The 18,915-nt window shown below is 35.9% G+C and carries 15 protein-coding genes, 1 tRNA gene, 2 rRNA genes and 1 pseudogene; 8 read left to right on the top strand and 11 right to left on the bottom strand.

The annotated features are described in order from the left end of the window. Positions 1-45 precede the first annotated feature (45 nt). From AAGD20_RS04680 to AAGD20_RS04630, 11 genes and pseudogenes are all read right to left on the bottom strand, one after another. Positions 46-1,791, bottom strand: a complete 1,746-nt coding sequence (locus tag AAGD20_RS04680) for an ABC transporter ATP-binding protein (RefSeq protein WP_341748645.1) — start codon at positions 1,789-1,791, stop codon at positions 46-48. 26 nt (positions 1,792-1,817) lie between these two features. Beyond that, positions 1,818-1,892 (bottom strand) — tRNA-Thr (locus tag AAGD20_RS04675). A 627-nt stretch (positions 1,893-2,519) separates the two neighbouring features. Beyond that, positions 2,520-2,855 carry a 30S ribosomal protein S16 gene (gene rpsP / locus AAGD20_RS04670; protein WP_094649034.1) on the bottom strand — a complete coding sequence of 112 codons (336 nt, stop codon included), beginning with the start codon at positions 2,853-2,855 and terminating at the stop codon, positions 2,520-2,522. 17 nt (positions 2,856-2,872) lie between these two features. After that, positions 2,873-3,043, bottom strand: a complete 171-nt coding sequence (rpmG, locus tag AAGD20_RS04665; RefSeq protein WP_094649033.1) for a 50S ribosomal protein L33 — start codon at positions 3,041-3,043, stop codon at positions 2,873-2,875. A 151-nt stretch (positions 3,044-3,194) separates the two neighbouring features. Beyond that, positions 3,195-4,214, bottom strand: coding sequence for a hypothetical protein (locus tag AAGD20_RS04660; RefSeq protein ID WP_341748644.1), 1,020 nt, complete (start codon positions 4,212-4,214; stop codon positions 3,195-3,197). Between the two features lie 33 nt (positions 4,215-4,247). Next, positions 4,248-5,753, bottom strand: coding sequence for an Npt1/Npt2 family nucleotide transporter (locus AAGD20_RS04655; protein ID WP_341749454.1), 1,506 nt, complete (start codon positions 5,751-5,753; stop codon positions 4,248-4,250). 157 nt (positions 5,754-5,910) lie between these two features. Further along, a complete protein-coding gene (locus AAGD20_RS04650; protein WP_341748643.1) occupies positions 5,911-6,486 on the bottom strand; it encodes a VUT family protein in 576 nt (191 codons plus the stop codon). A gap of 273 nt (positions 6,487-6,759) precedes the next feature. Continuing rightward, positions 6,760-6,897 carry a hypothetical protein gene (locus tag AAGD20_RS04645; RefSeq protein ID WP_341748642.1) on the bottom strand — a complete coding sequence of 46 codons (138 nt, stop codon included), beginning with the start codon at positions 6,895-6,897 and terminating at the stop codon, positions 6,760-6,762. Positions 6,898-7,017: 120 nt separating this feature from the next. Further along, positions 7,018-7,132: ribosomal RNA gene (gene rrf, locus AAGD20_RS04640) — 5S ribosomal RNA — on the bottom strand. Between the two features lie 375 nt (positions 7,133-7,507). Then, positions 7,508-10,267, bottom strand: a 23S ribosomal RNA gene (locus AAGD20_RS04635). 679 nt (positions 10,268-10,946) lie between these two features. Then, positions 10,947-11,183, bottom strand: a pseudogene (locus AAGD20_RS04630) (IS110 family transposase); the annotation flags it as partial. Positions 11,184-11,396: 213 nt separating this feature from the next. On the opposite strand from AAGD20_RS04630, the gene rnhA reads away from it, so the two are divergent. From rnhA to AAGD20_RS04590, 8 genes are all read left to right on the top strand, one after another. Continuing rightward, positions 11,397-11,912: a ribonuclease HI gene (gene rnhA, locus AAGD20_RS04625; RefSeq protein ID WP_094648721.1), complete on the top strand. Its 516-nt coding sequence runs from the start codon at positions 11,397-11,399 to the stop codon at positions 11,910-11,912. Continuing rightward, positions 11,900-12,256, top strand: a complete 357-nt coding sequence (locus AAGD20_RS04620; protein ID WP_341748641.1) for an NADH-ubiquinone oxidoreductase subunit NDUFA12 family protein — start codon at positions 11,900-11,902, stop codon at positions 12,254-12,256. The genes rnhA and AAGD20_RS04620 overlap by 13 nt, the downstream gene beginning before the upstream one ends. Then, positions 12,256-12,711, top strand: a complete 456-nt coding sequence (gene mlaD / locus AAGD20_RS04615) for an outer membrane lipid asymmetry maintenance protein MlaD (RefSeq protein ID WP_341748640.1) — start codon at positions 12,256-12,258, stop codon at positions 12,709-12,711. Before AAGD20_RS04620 ends, mlaD begins: the two co-directional genes overlap by 1 nt. Positions 12,712-12,949: 238 nt before the next feature. After that, positions 12,950-13,690, top strand: a complete 741-nt coding sequence (locus tag AAGD20_RS04610; protein WP_094648718.1) for a virB8 family protein — start codon at positions 12,950-12,952, stop codon at positions 13,688-13,690. Then, complete coding sequence (locus AAGD20_RS04605) at positions 13,677-14,129, top strand: TrbG/VirB9 family P-type conjugative transfer protein (protein WP_192866910.1); 453 nt, start codon at positions 13,677-13,679, stop codon at positions 14,127-14,129. Before AAGD20_RS04610 ends, AAGD20_RS04605 begins: the two co-directional genes overlap by 14 nt. A 533-nt stretch (positions 14,130-14,662) precedes the next feature. Further along, positions 14,663-16,117, top strand: a complete 1,455-nt coding sequence (locus tag AAGD20_RS04600; protein WP_341748639.1) for a TrbI/VirB10 family protein — start codon at positions 14,663-14,665, stop codon at positions 16,115-16,117. Beyond that, on the top strand, positions 16,114-17,106 hold the full coding sequence (gene virB11 / locus AAGD20_RS04595; RefSeq protein ID WP_094648715.1) for a P-type DNA transfer ATPase VirB11: 993 nt from the start codon (positions 16,114-16,116) through the stop codon (positions 17,104-17,106). The genes AAGD20_RS04600 and virB11 overlap by 4 nt, the downstream gene beginning before the upstream one ends. A gap of 2 nt (positions 17,107-17,108) precedes the next feature. Next, positions 17,109-18,893 (top strand): type IV secretory system conjugative DNA transfer family protein, encoded by a 1,785-nt coding sequence (locus tag AAGD20_RS04590; protein WP_094648714.1) that lies wholly within the window; start codon positions 17,109-17,111, stop codon positions 18,891-18,893. The last annotated feature ends 22 nt before the right edge of the window (positions 18,894-18,915 follow it).

The raw sequence follows: 18,915 nt of genomic DNA, 5'->3' as shown, positions 1-18,915 counted from the left end.
CTCTCTTTTTCTAGTTTTTTAATTATAGTCAATTGACTATACTTTTTACAAATTTATTGATTGTTCTTGGCAGATTATTTTATAGATTTTACTTTTTTCTAACAATTTAACATGAGTATCCCGAGCAATTAACGTTCCATGATCAATTAGCAAAATTTCATCAGCCTGTTCTATACTTGAAATACGATGAGCAATCGATAATATAGTTTTGCCTTTCATTATTTGTTGCAATTTACTCAATAATTTTTGTTCATTTTCGCTATCTAAGGCACTCATTGCTTCATCTAAAAGTAAAATTTCTGGGTTATATAGAATTGCCCTACTGATAGCTATTCGTTGTTTTTGTCCTCCAGATAATCTAATACCCTTCTCACCAATTTCAGTATCTAATCCTTCTTTAAGATTCTGGACAAAATCCATTATACCGGCGTTATTAGCTGCTTCTATTATTTCTTCCATACTTGCATCAGGTTTAGCAAAAGCAATATTTGACCTAATTGTACCAGAAAAAATACTTGAATCTTGTGGAACATAGGCAATCTTGCGTCTTATCTGATGATCTTGAGTTTTGGATATATCTTGACCAGCAATTCTAATTATTCCTTTCTCAGGAAAATAAAATTTTAACATTAATTGCATAATAGTACTTTTACCAGCACCCGATCTGCCAACTATACCAATAAACTTACCTTTATCTATCTTAAATGACAGATCATCTATAACTAAATTGTCTAATCTTGATGGATAGACAAAACTTACATTGTCAAACTCTATACTCAAAGAAGATTTATTATCTTGATAATCACCCATTGGAACATTAGTTAGTTGATTTTTGCAAGTATAATCTATAAGAACAAAAACTCTTTCCGAAGCTACAAGAGATGAGTGGACTTCAGTTAAAAGTTCAAAAATACCCCCGCTACTTACACCAGCAATGATAGCATAATAAATAAATGATATCATCTGACCTGATGATAAATGCCCCTGCACTATGTCTCTGCTACCTACCCATATAACTATAGTAATCGAGAATAATATAACTGAAATAGCCAAAGCAAAAAATACTGAACGGACTTTTAAACGACTTGCCGCATGTTGTAAATAATCAGAAATTTGCTTATTGAAAGCCGCTACTTTATTTGCCTGCTGATTAAAGGCTTGTATTGCACAAATATTTGATACGCTCTCTTCTAAATTAGCGGTAATATTGGCTTGTGATTGGAGAACATTTTTTGATAAATTTCGTACATATTTACCAAATTTTATTAGTGGTAGCAATAATAATGGTATAATAATAATGACAATCGCAGCGAGTTTAGGACTCTGGCAGAACATTAAGATAATTCCACCAATTAGCATTATTGAGTTACGAACAAAAAAAGAGAGAAAATTGACAATCAACTTATAAATAAGTTCTATATCCACACTCAGGCGGGAAATGATATCACCAATTTTGAGATCCTCAAAACAAACAATATCGAAATTAATTATGTTACTGTAAGCCTCTTGCCTAATTTGACTAACGATTTTTTCAGCAATATTATTAATGAAATAAGAACGGAAAAAACTACCCGTACTAAAAATTAATATTAAAATACTAATATATAATATTGATTGGTTGATTGATTGTAGATAATTTCCTTTCAAACCGCTATCGACTAACTGCCTAAAAGCTCCACCTATTGCTAGCAAAGAAATTGACACACATAATAATGCCAACATGACAATTGCAAGATCTAATTTATAGAACTTTAAATAGTTGATAAATCTACAAGGAATTGTCTTATGCATTACAAAAATAATTTTGTTACTTGCTGTGGTGCCGGATGTCGGATTTGAACTGACGACCTACCGCTTACAAGGCGGTTGCTCTACCACTGAGCTAATCCGGCAAATAAGAAAAAGCTCGTGTGACCTTTAATGTCATTGCGAGGAGGTGTAAACTCAATCCATTTCTAATCACTTTTATAGATTGCCACGTCGCCGCTCTGCGGCTCCTAGCAATGACGTTTTTTAGACTTATATTACTTCTTCAGCTTACGCCTTTTCGCAATGACGTATGTATTCCATAACCGTCATTGCGAGACCATGTAATGGTCGAAGCAATCCATTTTGGTACCTTTATGGATCGCCACGTCGCCGCTTTGCGTCTCCTCGCAATGACTTTTTTTAGACTTATATTACTTCTTTCAGCTTACGCCTTTTCGCAATGACGTATGTATCCATAACCGTCATTGCGAGACCATGTAATGGTCGAAGCAATCCATTTTGGTACCTTTATAGATGCCACGTCGCCGCTTTGCGGCTCCTCGCAATGACGTTTTTTAGACTTATAATTACTTTTTCAGCTTACGCCCTTTCGCAATGACGTATGTATCCATAACCGTCATTGCGAGACCATGTAATGGTCGAAGCAATCCATCTTGGTACCTTTATGGATCGCCACGTCGCCGCTTTGCGGCTTCTCGCAATGACGTTTTTTAGACTTATAATTACTTTTTCAGCTTACGCCATGTTATTTAAGCTTTTTTGGACTCTTTCTTAGGAGGCTTTATTTTACGATTCTTAATTTTTATTTCCATTTTCTTTTTGATCGAGGCTGGGAGTGCTATACCTGCTTCTTCAATAAACCTAGCAACACGATCTGTAGGTTGAGCACCAGTACTTAACCAATATTCTATACGATCAGATTTTAGAATTACACGATTTGCATCACCTTTGACAAGCATAGGATTATAAGTACCTACCTTCTCCAAAAAGTCACCATCTCTAGGAGCTGTTTCATTTGCTACAACCACTCTATAATGAGGACGTTTCTTGGTTCCACCTCTTGCCAAACGAATTTTTGTTGCCATATATTCCTACTATTTCACTACTTAATCTTTTCTTCTTTAAAAGGAACGTGTTTCCTAACTACCGGATCATATTTCTTAAATGCTAATTTCTCAGTTTGGGTCTTAGGATTACGTTTCTTTACCAAAAAATACCCTGTACCAGCTGTACTAACAAGTCTTACCAAAACATTTTTATTTTTTTTAGCCACAACTATCAAACCTTTTAGTATTATTTTATAAATTGCCAGTCATCATAAAACTAAGACAACAAATAGTCAAGAGTAAAATAGTTTTCTTACGTCAACTATTGTGCTAGGCTTTTATATCACATTTTCAAGATATAAGAGCCTAGGAGTCTGCCTAGACTTTTTCTTTATCATTACTAGTACTCAACGTCACAAAACGTTGGGCTGAAGTATCTAAAGCACGGCAAGCAATTGATTGAATTTGTTGCGTTGCCATATCGGCTTTTGCAGTTAGTTCTTTCATTAAAATTTCCTGCTTGGTAATTTTATCTTCAAGATAACTAATACATTGTGCTTGCAATTTTAACTTGCCTTCATATTCCTGCTGTTTAAGTTGCATGTCAAAATCATATTGCTGTGACAACTTACCGCGAAGCGATTCTTCTGCATTATTTACCGCCTCTTTTATTATATTTGGAATTTGCCCTACTTGCATTTCTAAGGATTCATAATCACCCTCTTTTTCTACTAAATCAGCTTCTCGTTTTAATAGATTATCTCTTAAATCCGATAATTCTTTCTCCATAATAGCTTTCTTACTATTATATTCATCAATTTCCTTACGACGTTTTAATTCTAATGTATAAATATATTCTTCTTCCTCACGTTTCTTGGTCTTTTCAAGTTTTTCTTTTTGCTCTTTATAATCCCGCTCAAGTTGCTCACTTTGCTGTTGCCACTGAGATTTTTTGGCTGTCATTTCTTGAGTAAAAGTTTGTTTTGTTTGTTCCATTTCTAATTTAAACTGTTCTTTTTGCCCAATTTGGGTTTGTAATAAGGCAGATAAAGTATTAGCTGTTTCATTAATTTGATATAATTCTTGTAAATGTTTTTGCTCTAAATTAATTGCTTCCCGTAAATTTACCAATTTTTCTGATTCTTTAAGCAATTGCTCTGATAAATTATCGATTTGTTTAATTATCTTGGATTTTAAGGCACTAAGATCAGTTAATATAGCATCTGATGAATTGCTAACAGCTTTTGTTATAACAACTTGCTCATCTTGTCGTTGCTTTTGTTCTTGGGGACTAGTTACTTGCTTTTCAGCTAACTCTAGTACCTCATTATAGGCTGATAAAATTTGCTCCTTGGTACTTTTAAGCGATAATTGTTCCGGGGTATTGGGTTTTTTCATTATTACCTCATCTCTTACGTAAAGTTTAACAGTCTAGGACGCTATATTAGTGTATTCTTTATTCAATTCTCTAATCACCCACATCCATATAATACAGATTATACCAAATACTATCATTAAATATATAGAAATAGATTGATAAGTTGCACAAGGTAAAATAATAAATATTAAAGACTGGAGAAGAGCACTCGTTGACTTTCCAAGTTTAGTACCAATTACGTCAGCAGCTGCTTTACCTTTTGTCTTAAGCTCAGTATCTAAAGGAACATATGACATTTCTTTAGTAGAATCAAATAGAGTATATTTACTTGATTTACTCAACACGTTGTTGATTAGTCCCATTGTAATAGCAATTGAAGAAGGATCAGTGAGCATAAAACTAACCACGATTATAGCAGACAATCCATCAAAATTAGATACTAAGAAAAATAGCATGCCAGTTATAAAAACCATTATTGGCGTTATACTTGCTGCGGTAAACCAGCCCAACCTCCTGACAATATTGGAGCCAAGAATAACAAACAAAATGGTAAATATGCCAGTAATACTTAGATAATTGCCAACAAAAGCAGCAAATTCCGTCGGTGTTTTATAAATCTTTGAAGCTGATGCTTTCCAAGGTCCTTCAACTAAGTTTATAGCTATACCATAACAGACAAGCAGTGTAGCAATTAGCCTAATATATCTTGAAGCAATAACCATTTTAAAACTTTCTATAAGGGTTAGCGATTGTTTCTTGACAGAAAATTGCAGTTTTTCTACTTGAGCTTTATCTAATATTTTATGATTCAGTATCCAAAAAGTTGCTAATGCTATTGAGCCAAGTACCAGTACGCAACCTAATATGATTTGTACTGAAAGTTCGGACTCTGTATGTTGTAAGTCAAATTTTTTAATTAAAAATTGATTTAAATAAGCTAAATTTTCTAAAAACTTACCTGATATATAAAGCCCCGTTTGAGCAAAAAGTCCAAATAAAGGATAGAATCTTTTTGATTGTTCCACCGAGGTTATATTATTAACAAACTGCCAAAAAAGTAATGCAAATATCACACTTGGCCATAATTCTGCTATAATATAGAACAAAGAGAAACTCCAATTAGATAAAAGTAATATAAACCATTTTAAATTGGGATAAGACTTTACTAAAATACCAGCATGCTCACTACTCAAATGCAATGCCAAATGATTAGGAAAAATATAAAATGCAAATAAAGCAAAAAATAGTAGAAAAATTGATAATATAAGGTAGAATATATACTCCTCTTTTATGTTATTTACTAATTTCACATAGATTATCGACATCAAAAATGCCGAAGGTAAAACCCCCCAAAATTTAAGAAATGATACAGTTTCGGTACCAATCATGGTATTAATCAGACTGTCTTTTAAGGCTCTGATAATATTTTGTATAAATAAAATACAGAACATCAATAATGTTACATATAGAAATTTAGATAATTCATACCTTTTGATAGGAAAGATATATTCTGACAATCTATTTGTTAATTTTGAGGTGGGTGATGTATTGTGAGTTATAGAGAGATACGAAAAAACTTTAGAAATTACTGCCATATAAGGCTCTAACCTACTTATTACTTGGTTAGAGCCACATACTAAAGCTTTTTGTCTTGATAGTCAAGGATAATATTTATTAATCAGCTAAATAGACGAGTAATATGGCTCTGAGCAAGCGTTATTTATTATTTTTTCCCTCATTAATCTTATTATCATGCACTTTGTGAACTAAATATAATCCGGAAAATATACATATATAAGCTGCTAATGAATATAGACATTTAAATAATACTTCTTGATAAAAAATCGACAAAACTCTACTTGTAGAGAATATATTTATGAAAAATCCTAACATCACAACACCATCTACAATGGCACACACTATCAAACTAATAAAATTCCTGGTATTAAAAGAATATGCTGATGCTGACTTGAGATGTAAAAATACACTTGTACTACAATATGTTGACAGCAATACAGAGACAAAAGCTGCAAACACAACTCCCTTAATAGCATAACCATTAATATAATAATCTAAATTCCATAACAAACCAAAGCTTACTATTGTACTCAACACTACAGCAATCATAGCTTTTTTCTTGCCATATAGCTCGGATATAATATTGACAGTTAACGTTAAAAAGACAAATACTAAAGAACATTGAGCTATTTTATTAAAGAAATTTAATAAATAAGTAAATATACAAAGTAACGTCACTAATGGCATGTAAAATTTATTATTAATATGGTGCATATTCCTTTCCTCTTTTTTTGGTCTAGTTTTTTGATTTATAATCTTAGATTATAACATAGTTGAATGATTTAAAGAATTGAAATTGAATGACAAGCGTGAAGTTTTAAATATACTCAAATGATTTAGAGAATTAGATTTGAAAATAGACCTCTTGCATAACCTAAAGATAATTGAGGAATTTTTAGGAAAAACGAAGTCGAGTACCGCAGCGTACTAAGATGTACGTGAGGAACGGATACGAGTTTTGACAACAAAATTACCAATTAGATTAGGTTATGCAAGAGGTCTAATGAATAGCAAGCACACGCAATAGTCATGGCACGTGGCAATCCATATAGTCATTGATGAGAAGTTGGTGACGTCGTCGCTCAATGCTCGCCTATTACTTGTAGGTGTCGCTCCTAGCCCCAAATTTTCCTGAATTGACTATAAATTGTCATTTTTAGCAATGGTGGGAATCTAAGATATGCACCAAAACAGGTATGACACAAAACAGGGTTGATAACCTTCATAAAAAAATTTGTATTGCAAGCTTGGCAGTGACTTACTCTCCCATGCCTCAGGGCATAGTACCATCAGCGCTACAAGGTTTCACGTTCGAGTTCGGTATGGGATCGGGTGTTTCACTTGTGCTATAACCACCAAGCTAGCAATACAAATTTTTTACATCATAAGTCAACAAATATCTTTTACAACTCTACTTCTGCTGGTAATTTGAACAATAATGCGGTACCCGAATCCTCGCATACATTATAGTACGCTGCGATTCTGCGTCCCCTTCAAATCCTTGCACATAAGCGAGCTTTCAAAAGGTCTAGTTGGTAATTTTGGCGTCAAAACTCACCTTCGCTCCTCACGTATGTTTATATACGCTGTGGTACTCGATTTCGTTTCTCCTAAAAATTCATCAACTATCTTTGACAGCCTCCTAGAAGGCAAATAAAAAAATTTAATGTTGATAAAACTGAAAACTTGGTATGTTTTTTACAGAATTAATGCTGCACACAAAGTACAACCTCAGCAAAGTAAATCAATCGAGCTATTAGTACCAGTTAGCTACACACGTTACCGTGCTTCCACACCTGGCCTATCAACGTGGTGGTCTTCCACGGCTCTGATAGGGAAGTCTAGTTTTGAGGTAGGTTTCCTGCTTAGATGCATTCAGCGGTTATCCTTTCCGTACTTAGCTACCCAGCTATGCCGCTGGCGCGACAACTGGTCCACCAGAGGTACGTCCACCTCGGTCCTCTCGTACTAAAGGCAGATCCTCTCAAACTTCCTACACCCACGGCAGATAGGGACCAAACTGTCTCACGACGTTCTAAACCCAGCTCACGTACCACTTTAATCGGCGAACAGCCGAACCCTTGGGACCTTCTCCAGCCCCAGGATGTGATGAGCCGACATCGAGGTGCCAAACGATTTCGTCGCTATGGACGCTTGGAAATCATCAGCCTGTTATCCCCGGAGTACCTTTTATTCGTTGAGCGATGACCCTTCCACTCGGGACCACCGGATCACTATGACCGACTTTCGTCTCTGCTCGTCTTGTCAGACTCGCAGTCAGGCTAGCTTATGCCATTGCACTCTAATAGTTGATTTCCGACCAACCTGAGCTAACCATCGCGCGCCTCCGTTACTCTTTGGGAGGCGACCGCCCCAGTCAAACTACCCACCATGCATTGTCTCGGATCCTGATTCAAGGATCGCGGTTAGATATCAAGAATCAAAAGGGTGGTATCTCAAGGGTGACTCCACAGTGGCTTGCGCCACCGCTTCATAGTCTCCCACCTATCCTGCACATCTAATTCCTAATACCAGTGCAAAGCTATAGTAAAGGTTCACGGGGTCTTTCCGTCTAACCGCGGGAACTCCGCATCTTCACGGAGAATTCAATTTCGCTGAGTCGATACTGGAGACAGCGGGGAAATCGTTACGCCATTCGTGCGGGTCGGAACTTACCCGACAAGGAATTTCGCTACCTTAGGACCGTCATAGTTACGGCCGCCGTTCACTGGGACTTCAATTCAGAGCTTGCACCCCTCCTCTTAATCTTCCAGCACTGGGCAGGCGTCAGACCCTATACTTCGTCTATTGACTTTGCAGAGCCCTGTGTTTTTAATAAACAGTCGCTACCCCCTAGTTTGTGCCACCTATAAATGGTTGCCCATTCACAGGTCATCCTTCTCCCGAAGTTACAGATGCAATTTGCCTAGTTCCTTCAGCATCGTTCTCTCAAGCGCCTAGGTATACTCTACCTGTCCACCTGTGTCGGTTTGGGGTACGGTCTTTAACGAGGGTGTTATTTCCTGGAAGATATTCACCGCACACGCAATCCAATAAGCGTATACAATTTACTATCTCCGTCACATCCCTCAGGTTCAGGAATATTAACCTGATTCCCATCGATTACGCCTTTCAGCCTCACCTTAGGAGCCGACTAAGCCTGCGCAGATTAACTTTACGCAGGAACCCTTGGACTTTCGGCGAGAATGTTTCTCACATTCTTTATCGCTACTTATGTCAGCATTCTCACTTCCGATACCTCCAGCAAACTTCACAGTTCACCTTCACAGGCTTACGGAACGCTCCGCTACCATCTGCACTATTAAAGTGCAAATCCGCATCTTCGGTACATGACTTGAGCCCCGTTACATTGTTGGCGCAGGAAAACTTATTTAGACTAGTGAGCTATTACGCTTTCTTTAAATGATGGCTGCTTCTAAGCCAACATCCTAGTTGTTTTGGTTTTCCCACATCCTTTAACACTTAGTCATGATTTAGGGACCTTAGATGGCGGTCTGGGCTTTTTCCCTCTCGACTATGGACCTTAGCACCCACAGTCTGTCTGCTATGCTGTACTCGTCGACATTCGGAGTTTGGTTGAGTTTGGTAAGTCTGTAGGACCCCCTAGCTCATCCAGTGCTCTACCTTCGACGGTAATCGCTATAACGCTCTACCTAAATAGATTTCGCGGAGAACCAGCTATATCCGAGTTTGATTAGCCTTTCACCCCTAGCCACAGCTCATCCCCTACTTTTTCAACAGTAGTGGGTTCGGTCCTTCAGCGGATATTACTCCACCTTCAACCTGGCCATGGCTAGATCACTCGGTTTCGGGTCTAATTCATCTAACTAAAATCGCCCTATTCAGACTCGCTTTCGCTACGCCTACACCTAACGGCTTAAGCTTGCTAGATAAACTAAGTCGCTGACCCATTATACAAAAGGTACGCCGTCACAGAACATAAATGTCTGCTCCGACTGCTTGTAAGCATTCGGTTTCAGGTCTATTTCACTCCCCTTGTCGGGGTTCTTTTCACCTTTCCCTCACGGTACTTGTTCACTATCGGTCACTAGAGAGTACTTAGGCTTAGAGGGTGGTCCCCCTATGTTCAAACAGGATTTCACGTGTCCCGCCTTACTCAAGGACTCCAAAACTTTTTACCTATAAGGGGCTATCACCCTCTATGGCCAACCTTTCCATGTTGTTCTAGTTTTTATTCTGAAGCCACTGGCCTGGTCCGCGTTCGCTCGTCACTACTAACGGAGTCTCGGTTGATGTCCTTTCCTCCAGCTACTAAGATATTTCAATTCGCTGGGTTTGCTTCGCATAGCTATGTATTCACTATACGATACCTGCTAAGCAGGTGGGTTTCCCCATTCGGAAATCTTCGGATCAAAGCTTATTCGCAGCTCCCCGAAGCTTATCGCAGCGTATTACGTCCTTCATCGCCTTCTAGTGCCAAGGCATCCACCAAATGCTCTTATTTTATTTACTTTAATTTTTTCAAACTTGAGATTGTACGATGTGTACAGAACTAATTCTGCACCATTACAGTATCCACTCGCGATCATAGAATTTTTATTAATCGCAGTGTGTATTTAGTTTTCAGCTTTATCAACTTGTCAAACAGCTACAGGATTTATTTACCCTGTGTGAAGTTTTATACCGATTATTCAAAACAATGTCAAACATTATTTTATAAATAATTCCAGAGGCAGGCTAAAGTTATAGTCATGTATAGACTTACCCGATAATGCAAGAAAAAAATAATATATAACAGCAAAAAAATCGAATGCAGTCATGTATCCGGCTTATAGTTAATCAATTACTTTAAATTTACCCTATAGCCCTGATGGAATTCGCTGGCTTACAAACTTATACTTATCATTTCATCGACTTCTAACGAGCCATTGACTATTTCAGTTTTCTCGTAAGCTAAGGTTCGTCTTATTTACCATCAATATTATCATTCTTTCGCATATTCCGGATTAGAATCTATTAAATTTCTATTTACCTATAATATTATCTCGTCAACAACTAGTTTGTACCTATTCTTTAGCTACAAACTTTACTCTCGGTATAATCATTGCCTGAACTGAGTACCGCAAACACCACCCTTGCTAGTTTGTTAGCTACTGCAACAGTTGTTTTATTATGCCCATTTCGTTCAGATAAATTAATTGTGGAGCTATTAGTTTTACAGTATGACCTAATTTTGTTAATTCTCTTGCCCAATAGCTAGCTCCACCGCAAGCTTCCATGCCTACTAGACATTTTGGTAAGTTAGCCATAAAAGTTAGAACCTGATCTCTCATTAATTTTTTCTTTAATATTGTCTTACCATTTTTATCTACACCGTGAATTTGAAAAATTCTTTTTGCAATATCTATACCAATTGTGGTAACTTCCATATGAACCTCCTTATTGTTGTTTAGGATTCATTTCCTATCCTAGAAGATTAGCATATGCTTCTCATTCTGTATATAGGGTAGATCCATACCATTAATTCAGGAGAATTGGGTAGCAGGAATGATGGGACTCGCCTATAAGTAATAGGTGAGCGACGAGTGACGACGTCCCCAACTTCTCATCAATTGACTATATATAAAATAAGAGGTAAGAATATGAGTACCATACCTTTTTGTAAAACCAATTTGCAAACTATTCTACAAAATAGTTTGAGTATTCCTAAAGTTGTTATATATACTGATGGAGCTTGCTCAGGTAATCCTGGACCAGGCGGTTGGGGGGCATTGTTACAATTTAATGGAGTTTGTAAGGAGATATTTGGTCATGAGCTACACACCACTAATAATCGCATGGAAATGACAGCAGCAATTGAAGCGTTAAAAGTTCTTAAAAAATCATGCTGTGTAGAACTTTATACAGATAGTAAGTATTTACAGCTTGGAATAACTCAGTGGATTAACACCTGGGTAAAAAATAACTGGCATAAAAACAACAATGATCCTATCAAGAATGTTGATTTATGGAAAAAATTGTACGACGAACTAGGTAAACACTCTATTATCTGGAATTGGGTTAAAGGTCATGGTAATAATAAGGGAAATCAGATAGCCGATAGTCTGGCTGTCAAAGGAAAAGAAACTGCTATAAAAATGCTCAAATGTCATTCATAGATAATTTTTTTATATCTATTTTCTCTAAGGAAATTGGGAAAGATCAATTTGGTAACAAATATTACGAAAGTAAAAAGCTTGATTATTTAGGTCAAGCTAGAAGACAGGTGGTTTATAAAGGTAAAGTAGAAGCATCAAAAGTTCCGCCTATGTGGCATGCTTGGCTGCACTACATGATCAATGAAGTGCCAATCAATAATGATAAATTTGACTGGCAACAAGATTATCTTCCTAATATCACTGGTACTAGCTTGTCGCATAAGATAGTAGAAAATAAGACAACCAAAGCCGAATATAGTAGGTGGCAACCTTTAGACGAATCAAATTTAGGTGAATCAAAATAATGAAACAGAATGTTATAGAAACTTTAGTTGGCTTTATAGTAATATTAGTTGCTATAGGTTTTTTTATTTTTGCTTATAAAATTGGCAACTCATCAAGAGTCGAATCTGGGTATATGCTTAAAGCAAATTTTCAAAACGCTGAAGGGATAGTCAGGGGAAGTGATGTGATGTTAGCTGGTGTAAAAATCGGATCAGTAATTGATATAACTTTAGATAAGACTAGTTTTTTTGCCTTATTAACGATTTGCATCAATAACGATATAAAGTTACCTAAAGACACTAGTATAGCAATAGTTACAGGTGGAATACTTGGTAGTAGATATATATCCGTAACTCCAGGTTCGTCTGAAGAAAATTTGGCGATAGGTGAGCAGATAAAATACACTCAGTCGGCGGTTAATATTGAATCCTTGATAGGTAAATTAATTTATTCCTTTGGTAGTGGTAAGAAGTAATATTAAATTTTATTCAAAATCCTATTAGTGTACATTGCAAATTAGTGTATAATTGTAGTGACAAGGATTATTATATTAACTAGTTATGGAATAAAAAATAAGCAATATCGCAAGAATAATGAAAACAGCTATTAGTGGAACAGAAAAATCTGCTATATTTATAGATATAACAGATTTTGCCATAACTTGTTATATCGAATTCAGGTTATATTACAAAATGAAATAAGTTATAATCACAATGTTTAAATTAGCTAATATATTAAATACACTTAAATCACCTACCAATCCTACGATAGAACCTAAAAATGTTCAGTCTGGTAACTCTGTTAAAATTACTAGGAATTGGTACGAAGAAAGATCTGATAAAATCATTGTACAGCGTAATATCTTGTTGGTAATATCTATATTATTGATACTTTTAGTAATGGCATCTATAGCAGCGGTAACTATAGTGATAAATTCAAGAGAATTTAGCCCTTTTGTTATCCAAATTGATAATAGTACAGGTATGGCAACGATTGTTAATCCAATATCTTCGGAGATATTAAGTGGTAATGATGCTCTTTCAAGATATTTTATTAAAAAATATTTAATAGCTAGGGAAACATATAATCCTGTTGATTTTGATACTGAAGCACGTAGAAGGGTTAGGTTATTATCTTCAAATTCAGTATATTATAACTATCTTGGCTACATAAAAAATAAAGATATAGATCCAGTTTTAATGTATGGTCAAAATAACACAACTTTCTTACTAATTAAATCTTGGTCAAAATTACAAGAAAATTTACAAGAAAATAAAAATAAATATATGATTAGGTTTTCTATTAATGAAACAGCAGGTGATAGAAAGGTTTTTAATAAAATAGCAGTGGTAAGTTTTTCATATATTCCAATGGAATTAACAGATATAGACCGAGATATTAATCCAGTAGGCTTTCAAATTAATGATTACAGGGTAGATGATGATAATAGCTAGACTTCTTTTTACAGCAATAATATTATTGCATTCGGTTATTGCCAATGCTGATACAAGTAATATGCATGTAGGTAATGATTTAGATGACCTGGCAATAACTACTGATAACAGAATTAAAACTTATATACATAATCCTAATGAGGTTTATTTATTAGTTCTGCATTTTGGGTTTCAGTCAAGTATAGAATTTGCCAAAAATGAGGAAATACAAAATATTGTTCTTGGAGAGTCATATGCTTGGAAAATGACTCCGTTGGCAAACAGATTGTTCATTAAGCCGTTGGAAAAAAACATTAGAACAAATATGACTATAATAACTAATAAAAGAACTTACCAATTCGATGTGGTATCCAAAGAATTGGAAGAAGGACGCGAAAAGGATTTAGTGTATGTAGTTAGGTTTTATTATCCTAAGAAAACCTTTAGTACTTTACAATAATTTTATTGTTAGTGCTAATCGATTGGCATTTAGTTATAGTAAACCTTGCATCATTGTTAGGAGTGCTAAAGCACGACGAAGCAATTGTAAGTTGTCATTCCCGCGTAAGCGGGAATCTATAATATCTCAGGGCTTTTTTGGCTCTATTTTTAGATTCCCGCCTACGCGGGAATGACAATAGTAAGTAGGTGTCACCCCTGCTTCAGTGCGGGGGCTAGATTCCACAACTGTTGAAAGTTAGAAGAGGAAGCGGGTTTTAGATAGGTTTTCTGTCATTGCGAGACCACGTAGTGGTCGTGGCAATCCATCTTTGGTTATTTTTATGGATTGCTTCGTCGACCTACGGTCTTTCTCGCAATGACGTTGACCACATACGACTTTTAAACTATCCGGTCTAAACCCGCTTCCTCTTCTAACTTTCAACAGTTGTGGGCTAGATTCCTCACCGAAGCGGGGATGACAAACATTATCCAGCTAAAACCTTCTTGGGTTAGTTATAGATGATTTTTTTTATAAATTGATATTAATTTAACATGTCAGAACAAGATAATACTACTTCTCAAGTCAATGCAACTGGTGCAGAGGAACAAGATATACCAGAAGTTCAAAATGAGCTATCAAAAGTTGCCACTAATCCTAAGCAAAGTATTGCGATTTTGCTTGTCATTTCTGCTGTTTTTATATTTATTTTTTTTAAACTTTTTATTAGTGATAATAAACCAGAGGAGGTAGTAGTAGCTCCGTCAGCACCTACCGATATTACTAAACCGACACAAGATAACTCTAAAAATATACCAGAAATTCCAAAATTACCAGAAGCCCCTAAGCTTGAAACCCCTGCGGAGCGTCCACCACCACCACCTCCTCCTCCTCCACAACCTATTCTCCCTCAAGTTGCTTTACCTACTGGAGAGAATAATAGTGCTGACAAAGTTACTCTTCCTTCCGTTACGCCAACAGCTCTTCCTGGGAAATTAACTGAAAGTGAGGAGGAAAAGAACCGTCGTGAAGCAAAGAGAAAATCTGCTATAGTATTAATTGCAGGAGTCCCAGAGAAAAAAACACCGGATCAAATTGCCGAAGAAGCAAATTTCCAAGATCGGGGAAATATGGCATTTGTTCTTGCTCGTGGCAAGATAATGGAAGCAGTATTAGAGACCGCTATTAATAGTGATTTAGGTGGAGAAATAAGAGCAATAATTAGCAGAGATGTATTCTCTGAAAAGGAGAAAATTATTTTAATTCCTAAAGGGTCAAAGATTTTTGGTGTTTATGCAACTGGTACTGATGGAGCGTATGGTCGAATTTCCATAATATGGAATCGTATTGATCTATCAAGCGGTTATACCATTAATTTAGATGCTTTGGCTGTTGATAATCTTGGAAGACCAGGCGAACAAGGAAGAGTAGATAATAAATTTAAAGAGCGGTTAACCAATGCTGTATTATCATCAGCATTTAATATTGTACTTGCCAATGCTCTTGACAAAGTGGTAGCTCCGCCAGTTAATGCACAAGCTACTGCTGCTAATACTGCTATCGCTGTTAATATACAGAATTTGGCACAAAGTATTAATAATAGTTCTGGTACTGAGGATGTTAAAATTGCACAGATATGTACTAATGTGATGAATGCCATTACTGATAAAAGCTCAACGGCATATATTTCAATGATGCAGGCTTGCAATATTGCTCGTAATCCAACTGGCTCGCAACCTGGTCAAAGACTTATAGCATTAATGAGTGCAGTAACTAGTGCAGCAGCTAGTTTGTTATCTAGTACGGCAAATGCTAGCACTCCAACTCAGGCACAAGCAGCTTCAAAACAAGCATTTACGGATGTTAGCAATACTGTGAAAGATATGATGAAGCAACAGGCATTTAAACCAACTATTACCATAGATCAAGGTACGTTAATAAAAATTTATGTTAATAAAGATTATAAATTTCCTCAAGCTGTACTAAGAAAATCAAGATTAATAAAATGAGTGATAATTTTGCGGCATTAGAGACTTTTTTATTACCATTTAAAGAATTATTTGCAGAAGATGGTATTAATGAGATCATGGTAAACAAACCAGGAGAAGTATGGGTTGAAAAGAAAGGAGATCAATTTTGTAAATTGGTACCTGAGCTTGATTTCGAACATCTTATATCACTTGGTAGGTTAGTAGCTCAGTCAACTGATCAGATAATTTCCGAAGAAAGACCTTTACTTTCCGCCTCATTACCCAATGGTTACCGTATTCAAGTAGTATTTCCTCCTGCTTGTGAACCGGGTTATGTTGGCTATGCTATCAGGAAAGGTAGTGCAATGAGTCTTACGCTAGATCAATATGACAAGATGGGAGCTTTTGATTCAACATCTACAGGGGAATTGATTGACGAGAATGAAGAAGTATTAAACAACTATCTGAAAGAAAATAAAATTAAAGAATTTATTCGGCATGCGGTAATTTCTAAGAAAAATATTATTATTAGTGGTGGAACATCAACTGGTAAAACAACCTTTACTAACGCTGCCTTAGCAGAAATTCCAAGTAGTGAGCGATTAATTACTGTGGAAGATGCACGAGAGGTAATTCTAACAAGCCATCCTAATAAATTACATCTCCTAGCTTCAAAAGGGGGGCAAGGTCGTGCAAAAGTTACTACTCAGGATTTGATTGAGGCGTGTTTACGTCTAAGACCTGATAGAATTATTGTTGGTGAACTTAGGGGAGCTGAGGCATTTAGTTTTTTACGAGCCATTAATACAGGGCATCCTGGTTCTATATCTACTTTACATGCTGATACACCAGCCATGGCTATAGAACAACTTAAGTTAATGGTTATGCAAGCTAGTTTAGGTATGCCACCGGATGAGGTAAAAAAATATATATTAGCGGTCGTCGATATTGTGGTACAATTAAAGCGAGGTAGTGGCGGTAAAAGATATGTCTCAGAAATATACTATAGTAAGAATAGGCAAGGCTAACGATGGAATGGCATAAAATACAAAAACTTACTCGTAACATTTTAGGGCATGCTATAATACACCCATTGGTAATATTTTGTACGATATGGGTAAGTGGAGCGATAGTTGCATTTATTACTAACGAAACTAGAGCCCTAAATATTGACTTAGTAGCCATAGACATAGCTTATAAGTGGTTTTATTGGTTAGTTAGTGTATGGTCACAATTAGATCTTCAAGCATATAATTACTTGAAAATTAAGTTAATACTAGCCCTGACTATGCCAACAATTATAGTGATCATATTCTACTGGAAGAATTTCAAAAGAATAAAAAGTTTACAATTTTTTACTCAGGCAGAAAAAGTTTATGGTGATGCTAGTTGGGCTACTGAAGATGATATAAGTAGAGCTAATTTACGTGCAAAACATGGTATGTTACTTGGTACTAATAGTGGTGGATATTTTGTTGCTGATGGGTTTCAACATGCTTTACTTTTTGCTCCAACCGGTTCAGGTAAAGGTGTAGGATTTGTTATTCCCAATTTATTATTTTGGGAACATTCTATAATAGTGCATGATATTAAGCTAGAGAATCATGGTTTTACAAGTGGGTGGCGGCAAAAACAAGGGCAACGTGTTTTTGTTTGGGAGCCATCAAATCCTGATGGGATAACTCATTGTTACAATCCGATAGATTGGGTAAGTACCAAACCAGGTCAAATGGTGGATGACGTACAAAAAATCTCAAATCTGATTATGCCTGAAAAAGATTTTTGGAATAATGAGGCACGCAGTTTATTTCTCGGTGTGGTACTATACTTAATTGCTGATCCGACAAAAACTAAATCTTTTGGCGAAGTGGTAAGAACAATGCGTAGTGATGACGTAGTGTATAATTTAGCAGTAGTTCTAGATACTTTAGGCAAAGTAATACATCCTGTTGCCTATATGAATATAGCAGCATTTTTACAAAAAGCAGATAAAGAACGTTCAGGTGTTATCTCAACAATGAACTCCTCCTTAGAATTATGGGCAAATCCCCTTATTGATGCTGCTACTGCCTCATCTGACTTTAATATACTTGAGTTTAAAAAGATTAAAACAACAGTGTATGTTGGTCTAACTCCTGATAACATACAACGTTTGCAAAAACTGATGCAGGTTTTTTACCAGCAAGCTACAGAATTTTTAAGTCGTAAAATGCCTGATCTAAAAGAAGAGCCTTATGGTGTGATGTTCTTACTTGATGAATTTCCTACTTTAGGAAAAATGGAAACATTTAAGGCTGGTATCGCGTTCTTCAGGGGATATAGAGTTCGCCTATTCTTGATTATCCAAGATACTCAACAGCTCAAAGGAACTTATGAGGATGCTGGTATGAATTCGTTTCTGTCAAATTCTACATATCGTATTACTTTTGCAGCTAATAACTATGAAACAGCTAACTTAATATCTCAGCTAGTTGGTAATAAAACAGTTGAACAACGATCATATAGTAAACCAATATTTTTTGATCTTAATATTTCAACAAGAACGCAGAATGTATCACAAGTTTCAAGAGCTCTGCTTTTACCTCAAGAAGTAATTCAGCTGCCAAAAGATGAGCAAATCGTGTTAATTGAATCTTTCCCGCCTATAAAATCTTTAAAAATTAAGTATTATGAAGATAAGTTCTTTACAAATAGGCTATTACCCCCTACATTTATTCCAACTCAAAAACCTTATGATCCAAATAAAAATAATGTAAATGAGGAACAAGAGAATGTAGATTCTAGCAATACAGATGCTACTACTATAGAAGATTAATTTTTTTAAGTAAGAAATAAGA

Source organism: Candidatus Tisiphia endosymbiont of Sialis lutaria (genome assembly GCF_964026535.1).
In the GTDB taxonomy this organism is placed as follows: domain Bacteria; phylum Pseudomonadota; class Alphaproteobacteria; order Rickettsiales; family Rickettsiaceae; genus Tisiphia.
The sequence above is the reverse complement of the archived record's forward strand: the minus strand, read 5'-3'. Positions and strand labels throughout refer to the sequence as shown.